The 22,477-nt window shown below is 69.8% G+C and carries 23 protein-coding genes and 1 tRNA gene; 6 read left to right on the top strand and 18 right to left on the bottom strand.

All coding sequences use genetic code 11. The features are described from left to right. Window positions 1-3: 3 nt before the first annotated feature. The 14 genes from R2APBS1_RS13600 to R2APBS1_RS13535 form a co-directional block, all read right to left on the bottom strand. Window positions 4-858, bottom strand: a complete 855-nt coding sequence (locus tag R2APBS1_RS13600; protein ID WP_015448346.1) for an LOG family protein — start codon at window positions 856-858, stop codon at window positions 4-6. Next, the gene (locus R2APBS1_RS13595; RefSeq protein ID WP_015448345.1) at window positions 855-2,270 is read right to left on the bottom strand and encodes an MBL fold metallo-hydrolase RNA specificity domain-containing protein; all 1,416 of its coding nucleotides are present in this window, start codon (window positions 2,268-2,270) and stop codon (window positions 855-857) included. Before R2APBS1_RS13595 ends, R2APBS1_RS13600 begins: the two co-directional genes overlap by 4 nt. Window positions 2,271-2,342: 72 nt before the next feature. Beyond that, entirely contained in the window at window positions 2,343-2,825 is a 483-nt protein-coding gene (locus tag R2APBS1_RS13590) for a hypothetical protein (RefSeq protein WP_231378399.1), read from the bottom strand. 85 nt (window positions 2,826-2,910) lie between these two features. Then, window positions 2,911-4,428 carry an efflux transporter outer membrane subunit gene (locus R2APBS1_RS13585; protein WP_015448344.1) on the bottom strand — a complete coding sequence of 506 codons (1,518 nt, stop codon included), beginning with the start codon at window positions 4,426-4,428 and terminating at the stop codon, window positions 2,911-2,913. A gap of 32 nt (window positions 4,429-4,460) precedes the next feature. Continuing rightward, window positions 4,461-5,579, bottom strand: coding sequence for an ABC transporter permease (locus R2APBS1_RS13580; protein WP_015448343.1), 1,119 nt, complete (start codon window positions 5,577-5,579; stop codon window positions 4,461-4,463). A 4-nt stretch (window positions 5,580-5,583) separates the two neighbouring features. Then, window positions 5,584-6,750 carry an ABC transporter permease gene (locus tag R2APBS1_RS13575; protein WP_015448342.1) on the bottom strand — a complete coding sequence of 389 codons (1,167 nt, stop codon included), beginning with the start codon at window positions 6,748-6,750 and terminating at the stop codon, window positions 5,584-5,586. Then, window positions 6,747-8,513, bottom strand: coding sequence for an ATP-binding cassette domain-containing protein (locus tag R2APBS1_RS13570; RefSeq protein ID WP_015448341.1), 1,767 nt, complete (start codon window positions 8,511-8,513; stop codon window positions 6,747-6,749). The genes R2APBS1_RS13575 and R2APBS1_RS13570 overlap by 4 nt, the downstream gene beginning before the upstream one ends. Window position 8,514: 1 nt before the next feature. Further along, a complete protein-coding gene (gene hlyD / locus R2APBS1_RS13565; RefSeq protein WP_015448340.1) occupies window positions 8,515-9,549 on the bottom strand; it encodes a secretion protein HlyD in 1,035 nt (344 codons plus the stop codon). A gap of 31 nt (window positions 9,550-9,580) precedes the next feature. Continuing rightward, window positions 9,581-9,961 (bottom strand): hypothetical protein, encoded by a 381-nt coding sequence (locus R2APBS1_RS13560; RefSeq protein ID WP_425476979.1) that lies wholly within the window; start codon window positions 9,959-9,961, stop codon window positions 9,581-9,583. Between the two features lie 41 nt (window positions 9,962-10,002). Then, a complete protein-coding gene (locus tag R2APBS1_RS13555) occupies window positions 10,003-10,632 on the bottom strand; it encodes a TetR/AcrR family transcriptional regulator (protein ID WP_015448338.1) in 630 nt (209 codons plus the stop codon). 207 nt (window positions 10,633-10,839) lie between these two features. Continuing rightward, window positions 10,840-13,368 (bottom strand): cation-translocating P-type ATPase, encoded by a 2,529-nt coding sequence (locus tag R2APBS1_RS13550; RefSeq protein ID WP_015448337.1) that lies wholly within the window; start codon window positions 13,366-13,368, stop codon window positions 10,840-10,842. 37 nt (window positions 13,369-13,405) lie between these two features. Next, complete coding sequence (locus tag R2APBS1_RS13545) at window positions 13,406-13,843, bottom strand: universal stress protein (RefSeq protein ID WP_007507635.1); 438 nt, start codon at window positions 13,841-13,843, stop codon at window positions 13,406-13,408. Between the two features lie 25 nt (window positions 13,844-13,868). Beyond that, complete coding sequence (locus tag R2APBS1_RS13540) at window positions 13,869-14,630, bottom strand: glucose 1-dehydrogenase (RefSeq protein WP_007507639.1); 762 nt, start codon at window positions 14,628-14,630, stop codon at window positions 13,869-13,871. A 110-nt stretch (window positions 14,631-14,740) separates the two neighbouring features. Further along, a complete protein-coding gene (locus R2APBS1_RS13535; RefSeq protein WP_027484405.1) occupies window positions 14,741-15,256 on the bottom strand; it encodes a GspH/FimT family pseudopilin in 516 nt (171 codons plus the stop codon). Between the two features lie 198 nt (window positions 15,257-15,454). On the opposite strand from R2APBS1_RS13535, the gene uvrB reads away from it, so the two are divergent. Both uvrB and R2APBS1_RS13525 read left to right on the top strand, forming a co-directional pair. Continuing rightward, entirely contained in the window at window positions 15,455-17,479 is a 2,025-nt protein-coding gene (gene uvrB / locus R2APBS1_RS13530) for an excinuclease ABC subunit UvrB (protein ID WP_015448335.1), read from the top strand. 88 nt (window positions 17,480-17,567) lie between these two features. Continuing rightward, window positions 17,568-17,642 (top strand) — tRNA-Val (locus R2APBS1_RS13525). Between the two features lie 99 nt (window positions 17,643-17,741). Here the strand turns inward: R2APBS1_RS13525 and R2APBS1_RS13520 are convergent. Together R2APBS1_RS13520 and R2APBS1_RS13515 are read right to left on the bottom strand one after the other, a co-directional pair. After that, complete coding sequence (locus R2APBS1_RS13520) at window positions 17,742-18,065, bottom strand: hypothetical protein (protein ID WP_015448334.1); 324 nt, start codon at window positions 18,063-18,065, stop codon at window positions 17,742-17,744. A gap of 86 nt (window positions 18,066-18,151) precedes the next feature. Then, the gene (locus R2APBS1_RS13515) at window positions 18,152-18,430 is read right to left on the bottom strand and encodes a hypothetical protein (RefSeq protein ID WP_015448333.1); all 279 of its coding nucleotides are present in this window, start codon (window positions 18,428-18,430) and stop codon (window positions 18,152-18,154) included. A 234-nt stretch (window positions 18,431-18,664) separates the two neighbouring features. Here R2APBS1_RS13515 and dapD point away from each other — a divergent pair, with 234 nt between their 5' ends. From dapD to dapE, 4 genes are all read left to right on the top strand, one after another. Next, window positions 18,665-19,492: a 2,3,4,5-tetrahydropyridine-2,6-dicarboxylate N-succinyltransferase gene (gene dapD / locus R2APBS1_RS13510; protein ID WP_007507650.1), complete on the top strand. Its 828-nt coding sequence runs from the start codon at window positions 18,665-18,667 to the stop codon at window positions 19,490-19,492. Continuing rightward, window positions 19,489-19,845, top strand: coding sequence for a Spx/MgsR family RNA polymerase-binding regulatory protein (locus tag R2APBS1_RS13505; RefSeq protein WP_015448332.1), 357 nt, complete (start codon window positions 19,489-19,491; stop codon window positions 19,843-19,845). Before dapD ends, R2APBS1_RS13505 begins: the two co-directional genes overlap by 4 nt. Window position 19,846: 1 nt before the next feature. Beyond that, the gene (locus R2APBS1_RS13500) at window positions 19,847-20,344 is read left to right on the top strand and encodes a DUF2165 family protein (RefSeq protein ID WP_007507655.1); all 498 of its coding nucleotides are present in this window, start codon (window positions 19,847-19,849) and stop codon (window positions 20,342-20,344) included. A 70-nt stretch (window positions 20,345-20,414) separates the two neighbouring features. Next, complete coding sequence (gene dapE / locus R2APBS1_RS13495) at window positions 20,415-21,563, top strand: succinyl-diaminopimelate desuccinylase (protein WP_015448331.1); 1,149 nt, start codon at window positions 20,415-20,417, stop codon at window positions 21,561-21,563. 37 nt (window positions 21,564-21,600) lie between these two features. On the opposite strand, the gene tatA is transcribed toward dapE, so the two are convergent. Together tatA and R2APBS1_RS13485 are read right to left on the bottom strand one after the other, a co-directional pair. Continuing rightward, on the bottom strand, window positions 21,601-21,801 hold the full coding sequence (gene tatA, locus R2APBS1_RS13490; RefSeq protein ID WP_015448330.1) for a twin-arginine translocase TatA/TatE family subunit: 201 nt from the start codon (window positions 21,799-21,801) through the stop codon (window positions 21,601-21,603). Window positions 21,802-21,815: 14 nt separating this feature from the next. Beyond that, complete coding sequence (locus R2APBS1_RS13485) at window positions 21,816-22,475, bottom strand: nitrous oxide reductase accessory protein NosL (RefSeq protein ID WP_015448329.1); 660 nt, start codon at window positions 22,473-22,475, stop codon at window positions 21,816-21,818. Between the last annotated feature and the right edge of the window lie 2 nt (window positions 22,476-22,477).

Raw genomic sequence — 22,477 nt, 5'->3', positions numbered from 1 at the left:
CGCTCATGCCGGCGGCTCGCCGTCGTAGAACGCATGCATGGCGGCCACGGCTTGTTCGGCGTTCTCGACCACGCTGAGCAGTTCGGCGTCACGGGGGTCGAGCATGCCCTGTTCGATCAGGAACGCCAGGTCGCAGGCGCGGTGCCAGAAGGTGCTGCCGACCAGCACGATCGGCAGGCGCGGCATCTTGCCGGTCTGCACCAGAGTCAGCACTTCGAACAATTCGTCCAGCGTGCCGAAGCCGCCGGGAAAGGCGACGAGTGCCTTCGCACGCATCATGAAGTGCATCTTGCGCACGGCGAAATAGTGGAAGCGGAAGGCCAGCTCCGGGGTGATCCAGCTGTTGGGCTGCTGTTCGTGCGGCAGCGTGATGTTGAGCCCGATCGAGCGCGCGCCCGCCTCATAGGCGCCGCGATTGGCCGCTTCCATGATGCCCGGGCCGCCGCCGGTCACCACCACGAAATCGCGCCGACCCTCACGCTGGAAGCGGCTCGAGACGATTTCCGCGAAGCGGCGGGCTTCCTCGTAGTAGCGGGCGCCGGCCAGCTGGCGCCGTGCGGCGGCGAGTTCGCGCGCCAGCTCCGGCTCGTCCGGATGGGCCTGCGCGCGGGCCGCGAGCCGCACCACGTCGGCCTGGGCCTGCTCGGGCGAACAGGTGCGTGAGCTGCCGAGGACCACGACGGTGGAACGGATGGCGTGTCCGTGCAGCGCGATTTCCGGCTTGAGCAGTTCCAGTTGCAGGCGCACGCCGCGCAGCTCGTCGCTGGCGAGGAACGCGACGTCTTCCTGCGCCAGCCGGTAGGCCTCACCGTGCACGATCGCCTCCTGCCGCCGCTTGCTGTCGTCGCTGCCGTTCATGCCGGGACTCCGCTGCCGTGCCAGTGCACCTGCTGGCCCGCCGCAGGGACGGTCACGTTCCAGCCGGGGCGCACACGCAGCCCGCTGGCCAGCGCCTGCGCCGCCATCTCCTCGCCATGCACCACGAAGGTCTGCGCCGGCGGTCGCGCGAAGCCGGCGGTCCAGGCCAGCAATGCGTTCCGGTCGGCGTGCGCGGACAAGCCGTCGACGGTGTGGATCGCGGCGCGCACCGGAATATCCTCGCCGAAGAGCCGCACCTGGTCGGCGCCGTCGGCCAGCCGCCGGCCCAGCGTGCCCTGGGCCTGGAAGCCGGTGATCAGCACGCTGCATTCGGCCCGCCCGAGGTTGTGCCGCAGGTGGTGCCGGATGCGGCCGGCGGTGCACATGCCGCTGGCGGAGATGATGATGGCGCCGGAGCGGATCTGGTTCAGCGCGATGGACTCCTCCACGCTGCCGGTGAAGTTGAGGTAGGGCAGGTCCTTGCCGAGCGCGTGCCAGCCGGCGAGGCGCACGGCGTTCTCGTCGAACAGCTCCAGGTGCTGCCGCGTGATCCGGGTGGCCTCGGCGGCCATCGGCGAATCGACGAAGATGCGCAGGTCGCGCAGCCACCCTTCCCGGCTCAGGTGGTGCAGGTGGTACAGCACCTCCTGGGTGCGGCCCACCGCGAAGGCCGGCACGATCACGTTGCCGCGGGGCAGGGTGCGTTCGACCACGTCGATCAGCTCCTCCTGCGTCGCGGCAAGGTCCTTGTGCAGGCGGTTGCCGTAGGTCGATTCGACGAACAGGATGTCCGCCTCGGCGATCGGCGTCGGGTCGCGCAGAATCACCCGGCCCGGTTGCCCGAGATCGCCGCTGAACACCAGCTTGGTGGTCCGCTCGCCTTCGCTGACCCAGACCTCGAGGATCGCCGAACCCAGGATGTGGCCGGCATCGCGGAAGCGGCAGCGGACATCCGCGTGTGGCCGCAACTCACGCCCGTAGCCGTGGGGCTGCACTTGGCGCAGGCAGGCGTCGGCGTCGTGCAGGGTGTACAGCGGTGCGGCGATGGCCTGCGCATCGCGCACGCCGCGGGCGTCACGCTGCGCGCGCAGCACCTGCATTTCCTGGATGTGGGCGCTGTCCGGCAACATCACCTGCAGCAGGTCGGCGGTGGCGGCGGTGGCATGGATCGTGCCGCGGAAGCCGGCGCGCGTCAGCTTGGGTAGCAGGCCGCTGTGGTCGATGTGCGCATGCGTCAGCAGGACGAAATCGATTGCCGACGGATCGAACCCGAACGCTTGCCGGTTGCGCTGGGCGGCTTCGCGTCCGCCCTGGAACATGCCGCAGTCGACCAGGAACCTCGTCGTGGTCGTCTCGATCAGGAAGCAGGAGCCGGTGACTTCGCGGGCGGCGCCGAGAAAGGTGATCTGCATCGTAGCGGTTCTCCGGATTCGTTCAGTCGCGCCGGCGGCAAGGCTGCCCGGTGGTAGCCGGCGATCGGGCGGTCAGGGTGGTGTGGCTTGGGTGGATGCCTGGTCGGGTGATCCCCGGTCGGCGGCTGGGTTGGCTGTCAGCGGCTGCCAGCCCGGGTCGTCGAAATAGCGCGGGTACAGTTCGAGCGAGTCGAGCAGTTGCGGCAGTCCGTCGGCGGCGAGCACGCGGCCGAGCAAGAGGCGCAGGTTGACGTCCATGCCGCCGCCGCGGGGAGGATGATCGACGATGGCGGCCACGCTGTCTTCGATCGATGCGGTGGCGGCGCGGGATTGCCGTGCCGACAGCGAACCCTCGGCCTGCGCCTGCTGCATCCACAGTGCGACGGCGCGGATGCGCCGCATGCCTTCGCGCAACGCGGGATCGGCGGGCCATCGCTGGCCGTGGTCGAGCTGGAGCTGGCGTGGGGCGACGGCATCCGGGGGACGTGCGTCGGCGGCCATGGCCTGCGCGAAGGACAGCGACCCGCCGACCAGCGCCGTGATCACCAAGGGCACGCGCAGGATCCATCGCAAGTAGCCGTCCGTCCGGCACGCGCCGTCGCGGCGCCGGCAGTGCCTGCGCAGGCGTTGCGGTTGCCTGTCACCCATGGGGTGGCTGCTCCTGCCGTGCCGGCGACCGCGCCCCGACCTTTTCCTGGCCGCGGGTATCGGCATCGCCAGCGTCGGCATCCCAGCCGCCGCCCAGCGCTTTGAACAGCGCTACCAGGTCGATCGCCGCGGCGGTATGCGTGCGTGCGTAACCGTCTTCGGCGTCGCGCAGCACGCGCTCTTCGGCCAGCAGGTCGGTCAGTGCGATGTCGCCGGCGGCGTAGCGTGCCTGCGCGTGGGCGTAGCTGCGCCGCGCGGCGTCGAGGGCGGTCCGCTGCAGCCGTACCGCCTCCACGCCCAGCCGGTAGTCGCCAAGCGCGCGCTCCGCGTCGCCCAGCGCGGTCAGCACGGCCTTCTCGTAGGCGAGCGCGGCCTGCTGCTCGCGTGCCTCGCTGGCGCGAATTTCCGCGCGCACGCGGCCGCCGTCGAACACGCGCCAGGAGATCAGCGGCATGAGCGAGAAGCGCTGGCTGGCGGAGTCGAACAGCTGGCTCGCATCGAGCGCCTGGAAGCCGCCGCTGGCGCCGATCGACAGCTTCGGGAACAGCTCCGCCGTCGCCACGCCGATGTCGGCAGTGCGTGCGGCCAGGCGTCGCTCGGCTGCGCGCACATCCGGCCGGCGGCGCAGGATGTCGGCGCGCTGGCCCACCGGGATCGGCGCCAGCGTGATCGGTGCAGCGGCGGTGTCGAGCAGGGCCAGCTCGCGCTCGGGCGGCGCGCCCAGCAACACGCCCAGGCCCAGCGCCGCGGCACGCGCGCGCGCCTGGATGGCAGGCAGGCCGGCCGAGGCGGCGTCCAGCCGCGCCTGCGCGGCATCGACATCGGCCTGCGCCGCGTCGCCCGCACGGAAGCGTTGGCCGACCAGGTCCGCCGTCTGCGCGAGCGCCTGCACCGAAGCTTCGCGCGCGGCCAGCTCGCGTTGCGCGCCGCGCAGGCTGAGGTAGCTGCGCGCCACTTCGGCGGCGATGCTGATGCGCACGCCGGCGGCATCGTCCTGCGCGGCCTGCAGGCGCGCCTCGGCGCCTTCCACCGCGCGCCGGGTGGCGCCGAACAGGTCGATTTCCCAAGCCGCGTCGAAGCCGGCGTCGTGGATGGTCTGGTCCCGTGCCAGTCCGGGGATGGCGCCGATCGGCAGCGGACCGTTCTTGCTCTGCCGGCGCCGGGTCACGCTGGCACCGGCGCCCACGGTTGGCGCATGGCCGCCGGCGGTGCGATCGCGCAGGGCACGCTCCTCGGCGATGCGCGCCTGCGCCTGGCGCAGGTCGAGGTTGTCCGCCAACGCCGTGGCGACCAGCCGCTCCAGCGTCGGATCGCCCAGCGTGGTCCACCAGGTGGGCAGGCTGGCCGGCGCCGGCGCGGCGGTGTCCGGCTGCGTCCAGCCATGGCCGGTGTCGACCTTCGGTGGCCCGCGGTAGTCGGGGCCGGCGGCGCAGGCGCCGAGCAACAGCGTGCCCAGCGCGACGGCCGCCACGCGGGGCGCTCGGCAGCGGCGATTGGATGAGCAGGTCATGGCAACTCCTTCAGGCATGGCTTGGGTGGCGGTCACTGCAGGCGGCTGCGCACCAGCAGCGTGGCCAGGGTCAGCGTCACCAGCGCGATCACGGCCAGTGGCCAGAGGTTGGCGAGGATGTCCAGCGCCGGCATCGTCTTCAGGAACGTGCCTTCGACGATGACCAGGAAGTGGGTGAGCGGAATCGCCTGCGCCAGCCATTGCAGCGCCACCGGCATGTTTTCCACCGGTGTGGCGAAGCCGGACATCAGTACCGCCGGCACGCCGATCGCGAAGGCGCCGAGGATAGCCTGCTGCTGCGTCGCGCTGACCGCGGAAATCATCAGACCGATGCCGACCACCGACAGGATGAACAGCACCAGGCTCGCCAGCAGCAGGCCGAACGAACCGGTAAAGGGGATGCCGAACAGGAACACGCCGGCGCTGATCATGAACAGGCCGAGCAAGGTGCCGATCGCCAGCGCCGGCAGCGATTTGGAGATGATGATTTCCGGCGTCGAGGTGGGCGACACCAGCAACTGGTCGAAGGTGCCCAGCTCGCGTTCGCGCGCGATCGACAGCGAGGTGATCAGGAGCGCGCTGAACAGCGCCAGGATACCGGTCAGGCCCGGCACGATGAACCAGCGGTAGACCAGGTTCGGGTTGAACCAGTGGCGCACGACGACCGGGTTCGGCGTCTGCGTGCCCGGCACGACCGCGGCGCCGACCTCGGCGGCTATGGTCGAGAGATAGGCCACGGTGATCTGGCCGGAGTTGCTGCGCCGGCCATCGACCAGCACCTGCGCGCGGCCGCTGCCGCCGGCGGCGATCGTGCGCGAGAAATCCGCCGGGATGGCCAGTGCGGCGATGACCTGGCCGCGGTCGATCAGTTCGTGCAGCTGCCGCTGGCTGTCCACGGGCCGGACGTGGGTGATGAAGCGGGCGCTGTCCATCCGCTGCACCAGCTCGTGCGACCAGCGGCCGGCGTCCTGGTTGTAGACGGCGATATCGACGTTGCGCACTTCCAGCGTGGCGGCGAAGGCAAACACCAGCAGCTGCAGGATCGGCGGCACGAACACCACCATGCGGCTGCGCGGGTCGCGCAGGATGCTCAGGATTTCCTTGACGAACTGCGCGCGCAGGCGGGTGAAGCTGAGCAGGGAACCGGACACGGCGCTACTCCAGGTTCTTGCGCGTGGCGCGCTTGGCCAGCCCGAAGAACACCACGCCGATCGCCGCCATCGCCAGCAGGTTGGGCACGAACACCGCCCAGATGTCGCCGGCCAGGAACACCGTCTTCAGCGATTCGACGAAATAGCGCGCCGGGATCAGATGGGTCACGGCGCGGATCGGCGCCGGCATGGCGTCGATCTCGTACAAAAAGCCCGACAGCATGAAGGCCGGCAGGAAGCCGGTGAACAGTGCGATCTGTGCCGCCAGGAACTGGTTGCGCGCCAGCGACGAGATCAGCAGGCCCTGGCCCAGCGCCGGCACCATGAACACTGCCGACAACAGCAGCAAGGCCGCCAGCGAGCCGTGCAGCGGCACGCCGAACACGAACACCGCCAGTGCCGCGGCACCCAGCGTGGACAGCATGCCGAGCACGAAGTAAGGCAAGAGCTTGCCGATCAGGATCTCGGCCACGGAGGCGGGCGTGGACAGCACCGCCTCCATGGTGCCGCGCTCCCATTCGCGCGCCACCACCAGTGCGGTGAGCATGGTGCCGATGATGGTCATGACGATGGCGATGGCGCCGGGGATCAGCGCGCGACGGCTCTCCAGCTCGGGGTTGAACCAGTAGCGCGGCTCCAGCATCACGGTCTGCTGCGGCGCGGCGGCGCCGCGGCCGGCGCGCCAGGACTGCACCACGCCGCGGGCGTAGTTCTCCACATAGTTGGCGGTGTTGGGGTAGGAGCCATCGGTGATGATCTGCACCAGCGGCTCGCTGCCGCGCCGGGCCAAGCGCTGCTCGAAATCCTGCGGGATCACCACGTAGCCGCGCAGCGCGCCGGAGACCAGCTGGTCGGCCACTTCGCGCCGGTCGTGCGCGAAGTGCACGTCGAGGAAGCGGGTGCCCGAAAAGGCCGCTGCCAGGGACTGTGCCGAAGCGCCCGGCGATTCCAGCACCACGCCTACGCGCACGTTCTTGGCGTCCAGCGACACCGCATAGGCGAACAGCAGCAGCAGCACCACCGGCAGCACGAACGCGATCAGCAGCGTCGAGGGGTCGCGCAGGGCCTGATGGCTTTCCTTGACCACCAGGGCCATCAGCCGCCGCCGGTCGAAACGCCGCGAGCCGGTCGGCAGCGCGCCATCGCCCTGCTTGCGTGCGGCGGCGTTCATGCGGCAGCCTCGATGTCGCGGTCGGCGGATTGCACCAGATGGATGAAGGCATCCTCCATGGTCGGGTCCGGCCGCTGCGGGGTGATCGCCATGCGCTTGAGCGCGTCGGGCGTGTCCAGCGCGATCAGGCGCGCACGCGAGAGCATGGCCACCCGGTCGCAGTATTCGGCCTCGTCCATGAAGTGGGTGGTGACCATGATGGTCACGCCCTTGCGCGCCAGCCCGTTGATGTGGGTCCAGAACTCGCGCCGGGTGATCGGGTCCACGCCCGAGGTGGGCTCGTCCAGGAACAGCACGGGCGGGCGGTGCATCAGCGAACAGGCCAGCGCCAGGCGCTGCTTGTGCCCGAGCGGCAGCGAGTCGGGCGTGGCGGACAGCCAGCCGCCGAGGTCGAAGGTGGCGATCATCTCTTCGATGCGCTCGCGTCGCGTTTGGCCTTCCAATTGGTAGACGCCGGCGGAAAACTCCAGGTTCTGCCGCACCGAGAGCAGGCCGTACAGTGAGAACTTCTGCGCCATGTAGCCCAGGCGACTCTTGGCCGCGCCGGTGGCGCGGCGCAGGTCCAGGCCCACCACGTGCGCCTCGCCCGTCGTGGGTTTAAGCAGGCCGCACAGCATCTTGAAGGTGGTGGACTTGCCTGCGCCGTTGGGGCCGAGCAGGCCGAAGATTTCGCCCTTGTGCACCTCGAAACTGACGCTGTCGGTGGCGGTGAAGGGGCCGAAGCGCTTGGTCAGGTTGCGGCAGGAGACGGCGATGTCCGAGCCCAGTTCGACCGGCGGCAGGTGCTCGGCCAGGGCCGAGGTGCCGCCGGGGCCGCCGCCGAGCAGATCGATGAAGGCGTCCTCGAAGCGTGCCGGTACCGGCGCCAGCTCTACCCGCGCCTGGTCGGCCAGTGACTGGATCTGCTCGGTGTCGGCGCCCTCGCGCAGCACCACGCGCACGCCGGCGCCCTGGATCACGCCATCGCTCACGCTGGGCAGGTCGAGCGCTTGGGTCAGCACCGCCCGGCGCTCGGCGCCGACGTTCTCGAGGCGGAAACTGCGGCCTTCGAGCTGCGCAGTGAGTGTCTGCGGCGGGCCATCGAACAGCAGCTTGCCCTGATTGAGCAGCAGCACGCTCTCGCAGCGCTCGGCCTCATCGAGGTAGGCGGTGGACCAGACCACCGCCATGCCTTCGTCGGTCAGCGCCTGCACCATGCGCCACAGGTCCTGCCGGCTGACCGGGTCGACGCCCACGCCGGGCTCGTCCAGCAGCAGCACCTTGGGCCGCGCCATCAACGCGCAGGCCAGGCCGAGCTTCTGCTTCATGCCGCCGGAGAGCTTGCCGGCGAGGCGCTTGGTGAAGGGCCCGAGCCGGGTGAACTCGAGCAGCTCGGCGAACAGGTCGGCGTGGCGGTCCGCATCCATGCCGCGCAGCCGCGCGTACAGGCGCATGTTCTCCATCACCGACAGGTCTTCGTACAGGCCGAAGCGCTGCGGCATGTAGCCGCTGGCGACGTGAATGGCATCGTTGTCCTTCACCACGTCGAAGCCGGCCAGGCTGACGCTGCCGGCGTCGGGAACCAGCAGCCCGGTCATGATCCGCATCAGCGTGGTCTTGCCGGCGCCGTCGGGGCCGACCAGGCCGGTGAGGCGGCCGTAGCGGATCGTGGCGCTGAGCTTGCGCAGCGCGCGGATCGCGCCGAAGCGCTTGTCGACGCGCTCGATCATCACGGCGGCATCGCCCTGCTGGTGCGGCGTGGCGCTGGCCGGCTGCGGGCTCATCTCAACGCCCTCGCGCGGGTTGGCCGGCCGCGCCGGCGGTGTCGATATCGATCGTCACCGGCATGCCCTGGCGCAGGCCCTCGTCGGCGTCGGACACCACCACGCGCAGGCGGTAGACCAGATCGGTGCGCAGGTCGGCGGTCTCCACCGTCTTCGGGGTGAATTCCGCACGCGGCGAGATGAAGCCGATCTGGCCGTGATAGACGGTCGTGGAGGAATCGGTGTGGATGCGTACCTTGGTGCCCGGCGCAATGCGGCCCAGATCCGCCTCGCCGATGTACGCGCGCAGGTACAGCGGATCGCGCAGGCTCAGGCTGTAGACCGGCGTGCTGCTCGCCACCATGCTGCCCGGCTCGCGCACGCGGGCGATCACGACGCCGTTGCTGGGCGCAACCAGCGTGGCATCGGCCACCGCGGTGCGCGCCTGGGTCACGGCGGCTTCGGCGGCGGCCACGCGCGCCTGGCCGGCGGCAATGTCCTCGCGACGGAAGCCCGCGCTGGCCAGCGACAGCGAGGCCTGCGCCGCGGCCAGGTTGGCGGCGGACTGGTCGCGCGCGGCGCGGGCGGCGTCGGCGGCGCGCTGGCTGCTGGCGCCGGACTTGAGCAAGGTGTCCTGGCGCCTGAAGTTGCGCGCGGCCTCGTCCGCGCTGGCTTGCGCCTGGCGGACCTGCTCGCGGGCCTGGGCGATTTCCTGCGGGCGGTTGCCGCTGTGCAGCTTGTCCAGCTGCGCCTGCGCCGCCGCCAGCTCGGCTTCGGCCGCGGCCAGCTTCTCGCGGTACGGCGTGGCGTCGAGCTGCGCCATCACCGCGCCCTTGGTGACGGCGTCGCCTTCGTCGAAGGCTATGTTCGTCAGGCGGCCGGGCTGGCGAAAGGCCAGCTCCACCTCGCGGATGTCGACGTTGCCGTACAGGCGCAGCACGTCCGGGTTGCCGCGGTCGCGCAACAGCCAGAACACCAGGAGGCCGCCCAGCGCGATCACCGCGATGGCGATGGCGATCCAGCGGGTTTTTCCAGTGGGAAGGCTCGGGGTTTTCATCGCGACGGGTTTTCCACGTGAGGAGAGGTGTTCAGCGCGTGTGCGCCACCGGCACTGCGTTCGCCGACGAACGCCGGGCCAGGACCGCGATGCCGAGCCACACCAGCGTGCGCAGGGTCATGGCGACCGGCGTGCGATGCGCCCACGCACCGCCCAAGGCCACATGCAAGCCGAAGGCGAGGAAGACCAGCGCCGTTGCGAGCGCGATGGCGAGCGCCAGCCACGCCGCCCAGCGACGGCGCAGCCACAGTCCGACGCCGGCGACGACGTAGGCGAACCCGGCCAGAAAATTGAACCAGAGCACGAACGGCACGTAATGGCCGGCGGCCTGGCGCGCGGCGCCGTCCACGAACAGGACTGCGCCGCCTTCCCTGAGGGTCAGCAGGCCGAAGCCGATGGCAATCAGCGACATCAGCCGGATCCAGACGCGGTGTTGCGGGTGAGCCGTCATCTTCATGTCCTCGACCGGCGGGCGGCGCGCGCGATGCCGCGGCGGTAGATCGCGAACGCACCCGCCGCTTCCTTGCGCATGTGGCGGGTGTCGCCGGCCAGCAGCGCCTGCATCACCAAGCCCTGGATGCTGCCGATGAACAGCGTGGCCGCTGCGGCCGGGTCCAGCTGCGGGTCCAGTTCGCCGGCGGCCTGGCCTTCCTCGATCAACGTGCGCAGGCGCTCGCCGTAGCGGCGGATCATGGTCTGCACCATCCGCTTGGTGGCCGTGTCCTCGGCCCGCTGCAGCTCGCCGAACAGCATGCGCGGTACGCCCGGGTGTTCGGCGACGAAGGCGATGTGCGCCATGAACATCGCCTCCAGCGCGGCCAGCGGGCCCGCGGCGTCGCGCGCGGCGCGCTCCACCCGCGCCAGCAGGTGGTCGGCGACCCATTCCATCACCGCCTGCCAGATCGCGTCCTTGTTCGGGAAGTGGCGGAACAGCGCGCCCTGGGTCAGCTTCATCGAGGTGGCGATCGCCGCGGTGGTGATCTCGCTGGGGTTCTGTTCGGCGGCCAGCTTGACGACCGCCTCGACGGTGACCGCGCGGCGCTCGTCCGCCGGCAGGTGTTTGCGTGGGATGTTCGTGGCCATGGCTCGTTTCAGTGAGTAATTAGTTACTATCTTACGCAAACTGGAGCGGTTGTCAACGGGAGTGACGTGGCTTTCAGTGGGCAGGTTGTGCCGGCTCGCGCCGCCGCAGGGAGCGGCATGCTCGTGCTCCGCGGCGAACCGGGCGGCCCGGACAGGGCGGCGCTGGCGCGCGGGAGCCCGCACCCTCGGCGGTGCGACGTGGCCGTCTCAGCGCGCCGCGGCCTTTCGCGCCACGCCGGGTGCCGCGCGGCGCAGCAGTTCCAGCCAGACGACGGCGGCGGCCAGCATGCCGGCGGTGGCGAGCAGGGCGAGTGCGCCCGGCACCGCCAAGCCCATCACGCCGCGCAGGAACGGCAGCCCGACCACGGCCGCCAGCATCAGCGCCACCGCGCCGAACATCCGCGGCAGCCAGGGGTTGCGCGCCGGCATGCGACTGAAGGCGGGGCGGGACAGGTCACGATTGGCCAGGGTCAGCAGGAACAGTCCGGCGACCAGCGCAATGAACACCGCGCTGCGGCTTTGCGCCGCGTCCAGGCCCTGACCGAGCAGCAGACCGTAGCCGAGCAGCAGCAGGCCGGCAAAGCCGAGCCCCTGGATCACCGCGTAGCGCAGGTTGGCGGCGGCGAACGGCGAGTCCGACGGCACACGCGGCGGCCGCTGCATGATGTCGTCCGCGGCCGGGTCGGCCTCGTAGACCACGGAGCAGGCCGGGTCGATCAACAGCTCCAGCAGCACGATGTGCACCGGCATCAGCAGCACCGGCCAGTGCAGCAGGGTCGGCACCAGCGCCAGCGCGATGATCGGCATGTGCACGGCGAACACGAAGCGGGTGGCCTTGGTGATGTTGTCGTAGATGCGCCGGCCCTGGCGGATCGCGCTGACGATGCTGGCGAAGCTGTCGTCCAGCAGCACCAGCGCCGCCGCCTCGCGCGCCACGTCGGTGCCGCGCTCGCCCATCGCGATGCCGACGTCGGCGGCCTTCAGCGCGGGCGCGTCGTTGACGCCGTCGCCGGTCATCGCCACCACCTCGCCGTCTGCGCGCAGCAGTTGCACCAGACGCAGTTTCTGTTCGGGCTGGAGCCGCGCGCACAGGTCGACGTGGCGCAGGCGCTCGCCCAGCGCGGCGTCGTCCAGCATGGCCAACTCCGCGCCGGTGATCACCTCGGCGCGTTCGCTCAGCCCCACCTCGCGCGCGATGGCGCGCGCGGTGGCCGGGTGGTCGCCGGTCATCATGATGACGCGCACGCCGGCACCGCGGCATTCGGCGATCGCCGCCGGCACTTCCGGGCGCGGCGGGTCGACGAAGCCCAGCAGGCCGAGGAAGCGGAAGTCGAAGTCGTGCTGGCCGCGCGGCCAAGCGGCACCCTGCCACTCGCCGCGCGCCACGCCGAGCACGCGCAGGCCGCGCTCGGCCATTGCCTCGACCCGCTGCAGGATCGCGGCGGCCTGCCCGGCGTCCAGGTGGCACAGGTCGATCACCGCCTCCGGCGCGCCCTTGGTGGCCAGCAGGTGCGCGTCGCGCGCGTCGCCGCGGAACACCCGGGTCATTGCCAGGATGTCCGGCGACAGCGCGTATTCGAATTCCGGCGCCCACTCGGCGTGCACGTGTTCGGTGTCGGTGAGCCAACCCAGCCCGAACTGCTGGATCGCCTTTTCCATCGGGTCGAACGGATCGGCCGGCGTCGCCAGCATGGCGAACTCGACCAGCTCGTGGAACGGCTCGGGCAGCTCGTCGGCGCCGGCGTCGCGGAAGGTGTCGCCGACCAGGTCCAGTTCGGCCACCTGCATGCGGTTCTGCGTCAGCGTGCCGGTCTTGTCCACCGCCAGCACCGAGATCGCGCCCAGCGTTTCCACCGCGGGTATGCGGCGGGTCAGCACCTTGTGCCGGGATATCCGCCACGCGCCGAGTGCGAGGAACACGGTGAGGATCACCGGGATCTCCTCGGGCAGGATCGCCATGGTCAGCGCGATGCCGGCCAGCACGCTCTGCAGCAGGCCGTGGCCGTCCCACAGCCAGCCGAGCAGCGCATACGCCGTGGCCAGCAGCAGTCCGCCGGTGGCGAGCTGGCGGATCAGCCGGCGCGAAGCCAGCTGCAGGCCGGAGACGGGTTCGACGGTGGTGCTGAGCGCCTGCCCGATGCGGCCGACCGCGGTGAATCCGGCGACGGCATGGGCCTCGGCGACGCCGACACCCTTGGTCACCACGGTGCTGGCGAACAGCTGGCCGGCCTCCGCACCCGGCAGTTTGGTCACCGGCACCGCCTCGCCGGTGAGCAGCGACTCGTTGACGTCCAGGTGACCGTCCAGCAGCAGCGCATCGGCGGCGATGCGGTCGCCCTCGTGCAAGACCAGCAGGTCGCCGACCACCACATCGCGACCGGGCACGCGGATTTCCTCGCCGCCGCGGAGCACCAGCGCACGCGGCGCGGACAGCTCACGCAATGACTCCAGCGCCCGCTGGGTCTTGCGTTCCTGCATCAGCGTGATGCCGATGACCACGAATACGGCCGACAGCAGGAACGCCGCTTCGGCCCGGTCGCCCAGTGCCAGGTACAGACCGCCGGCGACCAGCAGCATCAGGAACATCGGTTCGGTCAGCACGCCGCGGACGATCCCGAACAGGCTCTTCGGCGTGCTGCCCGGCAGCAGGTTGGGGCCATGTTCGGCCAGCCGCCGCGCGGCCTCGGCCGGATCGAGGCCGGGACGGCCGGCCAGTCGGGGGGGTGCTTCGCTCATGCGTCGACTCGCTGACCGCCCCCGCCGGTATCGCTGCTCAGCGGCACACCAGCACCGGCAAATCGCCGTTGAGGATCACCTTGTGCGTCTCGCTGCCCAGCAGCAGGCGGTCGAAGCCGCGCCAGCCGTGCGAGGCCATCACGATCAGGTCGCACTGTTGTTTGCGGGCGACGCCGACGATGGCCGAATAGGGGCGGGCGTCGATCTCGTAACTGCCCTCGCACGGAACCCCGGCAGCCTGCGCACGCTGGCGCACGTCGGCCAGGTAGCGTTCGCCGTTGGCGATGGCTTCGCGGGTATAGCTCGGCTCGTTGGCCACGACGAACTCGGCGAAGTAGACCGAGGCAGGGAAGGGGGCGATGACGTGGAACGCATACACGCGGGCGCCGAGCTTGGCGGCCAGCTCGATGCCGGTGTCGACCGCCCGCATGGACAGCTCGGAACCGTCGGTGGGCAGCAGGATGTGTTTGAACATGGTGAACTCCTCTTGCTCGGGAAGATCAGCGGCAGGTATACCCGCCATCGATGACCAGCTCGCTGCCGGTCACGAATTTCGATTCGTCGGAAGCCAGGTAGACCACGCCCCAGGCGATGTCGTCCGGCTCACCCATGTGGCCCAGCGGATGCAGTGCGCCGGTTTCGCGCCGATGCTGTGCGGGGTCGCCGCCCATCGAGGCGATGTGCTGCTCCACCATCGGCGTCCAGATGAAGCCGGGGTGGATCGAATTGACCCGTATGCGATCGGCGGCGTACAGCATCGCGTCGGTCTTGCTCATCAGCCGCACCGCACCCTTGGACGCATGGTAGGGCGGCGAGTCGGCCGCGCCAACCAGGCCGTAGATCGACGACAGGTTGACGATGCTGCCGCCGCCGGCTGCGCGCAACGGCGCGATCGCGTGCTTGGTGCAGAAGAATACGCCCTTCACGTTGATCGCCTGTACCCGGTCCCATTCGGCCTCGCTGAGCTCGTGGGTGGGCTTGTTCGCGCCGGCGATGCCCGCGTTGTTGACCAGGACGTCCAGCCGTCCAAACGCGGCTACGGTGGCGGCGACCGCCGCGGCTACCTCGGCTTCCACCGAGACGTCGGCATGGAAGTAGCGTGCGGCGTCGCCGAACTCCGCCGCCAGCTGTTGCCCCGGCCCGTCGTGCAGGTCGACCAGGGCCACTCGCGCGCCCGCTTCCAGCAGGCGGCGCACGCAGGCCGCACCGATGCCCATGGCTGCGCCGGTCACCAGCGCCACCTTGCCGCTCAGTCTGTCCATGGGCATGCCTGCTCGGGGAGTCGGAGCACAGCATGTGCGCAGCGGCGCGCCCGGGTGTTGATCGGAGTCAAGGGAATGCCATGCCGTCATGCGGATGGCGCCGCCATGGCTCAGTTCAGCTGGGCACAGCTGGCGACCTGGGCGGTATTGGCGGGCGCGCCGCGGATACGACCGGCGTTGGAAACCGCCACGGCCAGGGCGTCGGCTGCGCGGGACGGCTGGCAGAACAGCAGGGTGATATTGCTGCCGCTGGCGCTGCCGTCGGGGCGGAAGCGCACGACATGCCGGCCGCTGCTGCTGCGAATGAGCAGCTTGCCCCCGTAGCCGCTGCCGACGCGCAAGGGGCTGCCGTCGGGCTGGTCGTCGCCGTCGCCGTCACGACCGAGCAGCCAGCCACTCTCCCAGCTGGTGGTATCGCTGCAGCGGCTGCCGTCCCGGGTGGGACACAGCAGCGTGCGTTTGCCGCTCATCACTGCCGTCTCGCGGGCGTGCCGCAGGACGGCGATGAAATCGGTCTGGGCGACCCGCAGCGTGTTGCGGCTCAGCAGTTGCCGCAAGGGCGGCGCGGCGATGCCGATGAGCACCGCGATGATGGCCAGCACCATGATCTGCTCGATCAGGGTCACTCCGCGTTGCCGGCGCAGCGGCCTGGGATTCCTTGACATCGACACGGCATCGCCTCCTGCATGGTCCCGGAGAGGCATGCTAGGGCGCGGCCTTCGTCCGGGCAGCCGTCCGCCCGCCATCCGGGTGTCGGTGCCTGCTGACGCGTGCTGTCAGCAGGGGCGATTTAAAATGCGCCATCCCACCCACATCTGTAGCCGATGACCGACCGCTTCGAACTCGTCGCCCCCTACCAGCCTTCCGGCGACCAGCCGCAGGCGATCGCCCGCCTCACCGAAGGTTTCGAGGCCGGCCTGGCCGCGCAGACCCTGCTGGGCGTCACCGGTTCGGGCAAGACCTACACCATCGCCAACGTGATCGAGCGGGTGCAGTGCCCGACCATCGTGATGGCGCCGAACAAGACGCTGGCCGCGCAGCTGTACGGCGAGTTCCGCGAGTTTTTCCCGCACAACGCGGTGGAGTACTTCGTCAGCTACTACGACTACTACCAGCCGGAAGCCTACGTGGTGGCGTCGGACACCTTCATCGAGAAGGATGCCTCGATCAACGAGCACATCGAGCAGATGCGGCTGTCGGCGACCAAGGCGCTGCTATCGCGGCGGGATTCGATCATCGTGGCCACGGTGTCGGCGATCTATGGCCTGGGCAATCCGGAGGACTACCTGAGCCTGCGGCTGATCCTGGCCAAGGGCGAGCGGATCGACCAGCGCAAGCTGATCCACCAGCTGACCGAGCTGCAGTACACCCGCAACGAGATGGAATTGCGCCGTGGTACCTACCGCGTACGCGGCGAGATCATCGATGTGTTCCCGGCCGAATCGGAAACCGAGGCGCTGCGCATCGAACTGTTCGACGGCGAAGTGGAGGACATGGCGCTGTTCGACCCGCTCACCGGCGAGACGATCCGCAAGATACCGCGCTACACGGTCTATCCGCGCACGCATTACGCCTCGACGCGCGAGAGCGTGCTGAACGCGATCGAGACGATCAAGGTCGAGCTGAAGGAGCGGCTGGAATATCTGTATCGCGAAAACAAGCTGGTCGAGGCACAGCGGCTGGAACAGCGCACCCGCTTCGACCTGGAGATGATGGCCGAGGTGGGCTACTGCCAGGGCATCGAAAACTACTCGCGCCACCTGACCCGGCGCGCGCCGGGCGAGCCGCCACCCACGCTGTTCGACTACCTGCCGGCCGACGGGCTGCTGGTGGTCGACGAGTCGCACGTCACCGTGCCGCAGCTGGGCGCGATGTACAAGGGCGACCGCTCGCGCAAGGAAACCCTGGTGGAGTTCGGTTTCCGCCTGCCGTCGGCGATGGACAACCGGCCGCTGCGCTTCGAGGAATGGGAGGCACGCGTGCCGCGCGCGATCTACGTCTCCGCTACGCCGCGCGATTACGAGCTGCACAAATCCGGCGACGCGGTGACCGAGCTGGTGGTGCGCCCGACCGGCCTGGTCGACCCGGAAGTCGAGGTGCGTCCGGTGCGCACCCAGGTCGACGACCTGCTCAGCGAAGTGCACAAGCGCGTGGCGATCGGTGACCGCGTGCTGGTCACCACGCTGACCAAGCGCATGGCCGAGAATCTCACCGAATATCTGGCCGAGCACGACGTGAAGGTGCGTTACCTGCATTCGGACATCGAGACGGTCGAGCGCAGCGAGATCATCCGCGACCTGCGTCTGGGCGAATTCGACGTGCTGGTCGGCATCAATCTGCTGCGCGAGGGGCTGGACATGCCCGAGGTGTCGCTGGTGGCGGTGCTCGACGCCGACAAGGAAGGCTTCCTGCGTTCCACCGGTTCGCTGATCCAGACCATCGGCCGCGCTGCCCGCAACGTGCGCGGCAAGGCGATCCTGTACGCCGACAACGTCACCCGCTCGATGCAGGCGGCGATGGGCGAGACCGCCCGCCGCCGCGAGAAACAGGTGGCGTGGAATCTGCAGCAGGGCATCACCCCGACCACCATCGTGCGGCGCATCGCCGACATCATGGAAGGCGCGCGCAGCGAGGTCGGCAATCGCCGCGGCGGCAAGTCATCCGCGCGCGGGCGCGCTGCCGTGGCCGAACAGGCGGCCGATTACGCGGGACTCAGCGCGCCGCAGGCGGCAGGCCTGCTGAAGAAGCTGGAGGCGCAGATGTACAAGCACGCGCAGAACCTCGAGTTCGAGGATGCGGCTCGCCTGCGCGACCAGATCCACCAGTTGCGCGAGCAGGCCTTGCGCTGAGCCGGCAGCGGCATGGCCGGCGGGATATTGTCGAGCACCGGCGGCTGCCGTATACTGCGCGGCTCGCGTGGCTGGTCAAGCGCGATACGGGCGGTTAGCTCAGCGGTAGAGCACTACCTTGACATGGTAGGGGTCACAAGTTCGATCCTTGTACCGCCCACCAATATATCAAGCACTTAGGCCATCTTTACCGGGTGGCCTTTTTGCTTTTTGGCACGCAACCAACACGCAAACGAACCATATACCCATCGGGAAACGGGTTTCAGTCCCTGCCTTGCGGCGGGCGGCGGGACTGCTTCCACCGTACCCAGCGCCGTTCCGCCCACAGCAGCGCGCGTCGCATCGGGCGGCGCAGGAAGGGCAGATCCTGCGTCAGCAGCAGCAGGCCGAGCGGCAGCATCCACAGGCCCAGGACCGGCAGGATGCTGAAGATGCCGCCGCCGATGAGCAGCAACCCCACTGGAAGGCGTACCCAGCGCGCCGACGGTTCGCGCAACCAGCGCAGGCTGCGGCCGATGCCTGGCGGCAGTTCCCGCTCGAAACGGTCGAGTTGCCGGTTGAGCCCGTCCTCGTCTTTGTCGGTCATGCGGCGCGAGCGACCCTTCCACGGAAAGCCCCATCGTATCGGCAAACCCGCGCTTGCCGCCGGCGACGGGCCGACGGGTACATTCCCTATTCATCCTCCGACGAAGGTGAGATGTAGTTCGGGTCCTCCGAATCGCGCGCATGGCGGATGGCGTTGCGCAGGCGCAGGTCCAGGTGGTCGAAGTCCAGAACGATCTTGCCGGAGTGGATCGCCTTGACGGCCGACATCGGCACCACGAAATCACCGGCGTTCTCGATGTAGACGAGCAGCTCGGGCAGCCCGTGCCGGATCTCGCGGACGGAGCCGATGCCTTCGCTGCCGTCGGCGATGAAAACCATGGAACCCTCGTTGATCTGTTCGCGCATGTCGTGATCCCCCCGGGGCGGGTTGGCGGAGGGGCGCCGCGGGGCGGTCGCGGGCCTTGGCGCATGATGGGCACGGCTCTCGTCTTGGCACGGTGAAAATGGAATCTTGCGCCCCCGCCTGGCCGGGCTCCGATTCGCGGCGTGCGGGCCGGCTGTGGAAGAATGGCGCACCCGCCATCGCGGATGGCCGAACCCTGCCGTGGCCGCCGTCCCGGCCCCAAGCGAACGAGTCCCATGCAAGCCATCGAAACCCTGATCGACGACGCCTTCGAGCGTCGCCATGCGCTCACCCAGGCCGAAATCGAGACCCACCTGCGGCCGGCCATCGGCCAGGTGCTGGACCTGCTCGAATCGGGCGAGCGCCGCGTCGCCGAGCCGGACGGCCACGGCGACTGGACGGTAAACCAGTGGCTCAAGAAGGCGGTGCTGCTGTACTTCCGCATCAACGACAACCGCGTGGTCGACGGCGGCCCGGCGCAGGCCTTCGACAAGGTGCCGCTGCGCTTCGCCCACGGCAACGACGCCGAACTGCAGCAGCTCGGTGCGCGCGTGGTGCCCGGCGCGCTGGTGCGCCGCGGCGCGCACATCGCGAAGGACGCGGTGCTGATGCCCAGCTACGTCAACATCGGCGCCTACGTCGGCGCTGGCAGCATGGTCGACACCTGGGCCACGGTCGGCTCCTGCGCGCAGATCGGCGCCGGCGTGCACCTGTCCGGCGGCGTCGGCATCGGCGGCGTGCTGGAGCCGCTGCAGGCCAACCCCACCATCATCGAGGATGGCTGCTTCATCGGCGCGCGCTCGGAAGTGGTCGAGGGCGTGGTGGTGGAGAAGGGCAGCGTGATCGGCATGGGCGTGTTCCTCGGCCAGTCCACCCGCATCTACAACCGCATGACCGGCGAGGTCAGCTACGGCCGGGTGCCGGCCGGCAGTGTGGTGGTCGCCGGCAGCCTGCCGGCGAAGGACGGCAGTCACAGCCTGTACGCGGCGGTCATCGTCAAGCAGGTGGACGCGAAGACCCGCGGCAAGACCAGCATCAACGACTTGCTCAGGAGCGGCGAATGAAACCCTCCCTGTACGGATTGCCGACCTGCGACACCTGCCGCAAGGCGCGCAACTGGCTGGCCCGCTTCGACGTGGCGCACGATTTCGTCGACTACCGCGCCACCCCGGTGCCGGCGGCGACGCTGAAACACTGGGCGGCGCAGCTCGGCGGCTGGGAGCAGCTGGTCAACAGGTCCTCCACCACCTGGCGCAACCTGCTGCCGCAACGCAAGAACCCCGGCAGCGACCCGGAGTGGACCTTGCTGCTGAAGGAATATCCCGCGCTGATCCGCCGTCCGGTGGTGCTGCTGCCGGACGGCACGGTAAGCGTGGGCTTCAGCGACAACGGCTTCAAGAAGCTGTTCGGGCGTTGACATGACGCTGCGCCTCTCGAAGATCGCGCTGGTGGCGACGATCGCGCTGTGGCTGGGGCTGGTCGCGTTCGGCAACCTTACCGACTACGGCAGCAACCTCGCCTTCGTGCAGCACGTGCTGGCGATGGATTCGATCTTCCCCGACGCCGCCATCCACTACCGCGCGATCCACGCGCCGCTGCTGCAGCACGCCGCCTACGTGCTGATCATTGCCGCCGAAACGCTGGCCGCCGCGTTGTGCGGCGCTGGCGCCTGGCGCCTGTGGCACACGCGCCGCACGCCCGCGGCGACGTTCCGGCGTGCCATGCGGCCCGCCGTAGCCGGACTCACGCTCGGCGTGCTGCTGTGGCTGGGCGGCTTCATGGCGATCGGCGGCGAATGGTTCGGCATGTGGATGTCCACGCAATGGAACGGCCTGGCCAGTGCGTTCCGCTTCGTGGTGGTGCTGCTGGCCGCGCTGCTCTTCCTGGGCCAGCACGATGGGGAGTGCGACGATTGAGGGCGCACGTTCCGCCGCGCTTGCTATGCTGCGCCGGCGCCTGCCGCCTGCCGCCCGTTCCGTGAATCCCATGTCCGACGTGCTCGAACTCGCCCGTGACCTGATCCGCCGCCGTTCGGTGACGCCGGAGGACGCCGGCTGCCTGCCGCTGGTCGGTGGGCGGCTGGCGCGTGCCGGCTTTGCCATCGAATACCTGCGCCACGGCGAGGTAGACAACTTGTGGGCCACCCACGGCGCGAGCAGTCCCACGCTGATCTTCCTCGGTCATACCGACGTGGTACCCAGCGGCCCGGAAGCGGCGTGGCAGAGTCCGCCGTTCGAGCCGACCGTGCGTGATGGCCGTCTATACGGCCGCGGCACCGCCGACATGAAGGGCTCGGTGGCGGCGATGGTGGTGGCGCTGGAGCAGTTCGCGGCGGCGCATCCCGACCATCGCGGCCGGGTCGGCCTGCTGCTGACCAGCGACGAGGAAGGTCCGACCAACCTCGACGGCGTGCGCAAGGTGGCCGAACGCTTCCGCGCCACCGGCGAGCGCATCGACTGGTGCGTGGTGGGCGAGCCGTCGGCGAAGGAAACACTGGGCGACCTGATCCGCGTGGGACGCCGCGGCTCGCTCTCCGGCACGCTCGTCGTGCGCGGCGTGCAGGGGCACGTGGCCTATCCGGAGAAGGCGTCGAATCCGATCCACGCGTTCGCCCCCGCGCTGGCCGAACTCGCGGCCACGCGCTGGGACGAAGGCAACGCCGACTTCCCGCCCACTTCGTTCCAGGTCTCCAACCTCAACGCCGGCACCGGCGCGAACAACGTGATTCCCGGCGAACTCACCGCGCTGATCAACTTCCGCTACGGCACCGCCAGCCGCGCCGACGACCTGCGCGCGCGCACCGAGGCGATCCTGCAGCGGCACGGCGTGGACTTCGCGCTGGACTGGAACCTGTCCGGCGAACCGTTCCTCACTCCGCCCGGCGGCGTGCTGCGCGAAGTCGTGGTGGCGGTATGCCGCGAGCTGTGCGGCATCGATCCCGAGCAAAGCACCGGCGGCGGCACCTCGGATGGCCGCTTCATCGCGCCGCTCGGCGCCGAGGTGGTGGAGCTTGGCCCGGTCAACGCCAGCATCCACAAGGTGGACGAGTGCGTGGCGCTGGATGAGCTGGAACTGCTGCCGCGGCTGTACCGTGCCGTGTGCGAGCGGCTACTGACCGGGACCCGATCCGGCTAGCCCCTGTGTCGGGCTTCGCGCAGGAAGGGTCAGCGCATCAGGGCCTCGGCTCGTCGCCGGCATCCGACCGTGCCGCTGGCAACGTGTCGCCCGGTGGGCCGCCCTTGAGCCCCTTGCGGAAATCGGCGATGGCACTGCCGAGGTCGCGGCCGGCATGGCGCAGCTTGCCGGTGCCGAACACCAGCAGTACCAGTACGAGCAGCACGATCCAGTGCGAAAAACTGTTCAGTCCGAGCATGTTCCGGATTCCCGTTACGGATGTGGGTGTGGGTGAGCCGGCGGCGGTGGCGACGCCGGCGGAAACGCGGGTTGCGGATGGGCCGACAGGCCGAGGGACGGCGCGGCCGGAGCCAGGCATTGCGGCGCGCCGTGACGGCCGGCGGCCTGGGCGGGGCAGCGGTAGTCCAGCGTGGCCACCAGCGCGGGCGTGACTTCGTCGAAAGCGAGTACGGCGCCGCCATGTTCACGCACGAAGGTTTCCGCCGCCGCGTGACTGGCGAACGGCGCCAGGGTCGGTCCCATCGAGCCGGGCAGCGGCTGCCAGGCCACGTAGTGGGCACGGCGCGCGTCGATGAAACTGACCGCGGCGTGGCTGGGCTGCTGCCAGTCGATGCGTGCGCTGTCCTGCACGTACAGTTCCTGCAGCGCGGACTGGTTCTCCGGTTGCAGCACGTAGGCGAAAAAGTCGCGGGTGGAATCGAACACCAGCGGCTTGGCGCGGCCACTGACCCAGGCTTCCGCACGCGGGCCGGGCGAGCCGTCCAGGTACATGCCGCAGACGGTGCAGGCGTCGTCCGCGTGGGTATCGACCGCGGGCTTGGCGGGCGACGGGCGGCCGCTGCAGCCGGCGAGCAGGACCAGCGCGAGCATGAAGCCGGCTCGGCGGATGACGGTCAACGGCAACGGGTGCATGC

Source organism: Rhodanobacter denitrificans (genome assembly GCF_000230695.2).
Classification (GTDB): Bacteria; Pseudomonadota; Gammaproteobacteria; order Xanthomonadales; family Rhodanobacteraceae; genus Rhodanobacter; species Rhodanobacter denitrificans.
Note: the sequence above shows the minus strand (reverse complement) of the source record. Positions and strands in the feature narration are given on the sequence as shown.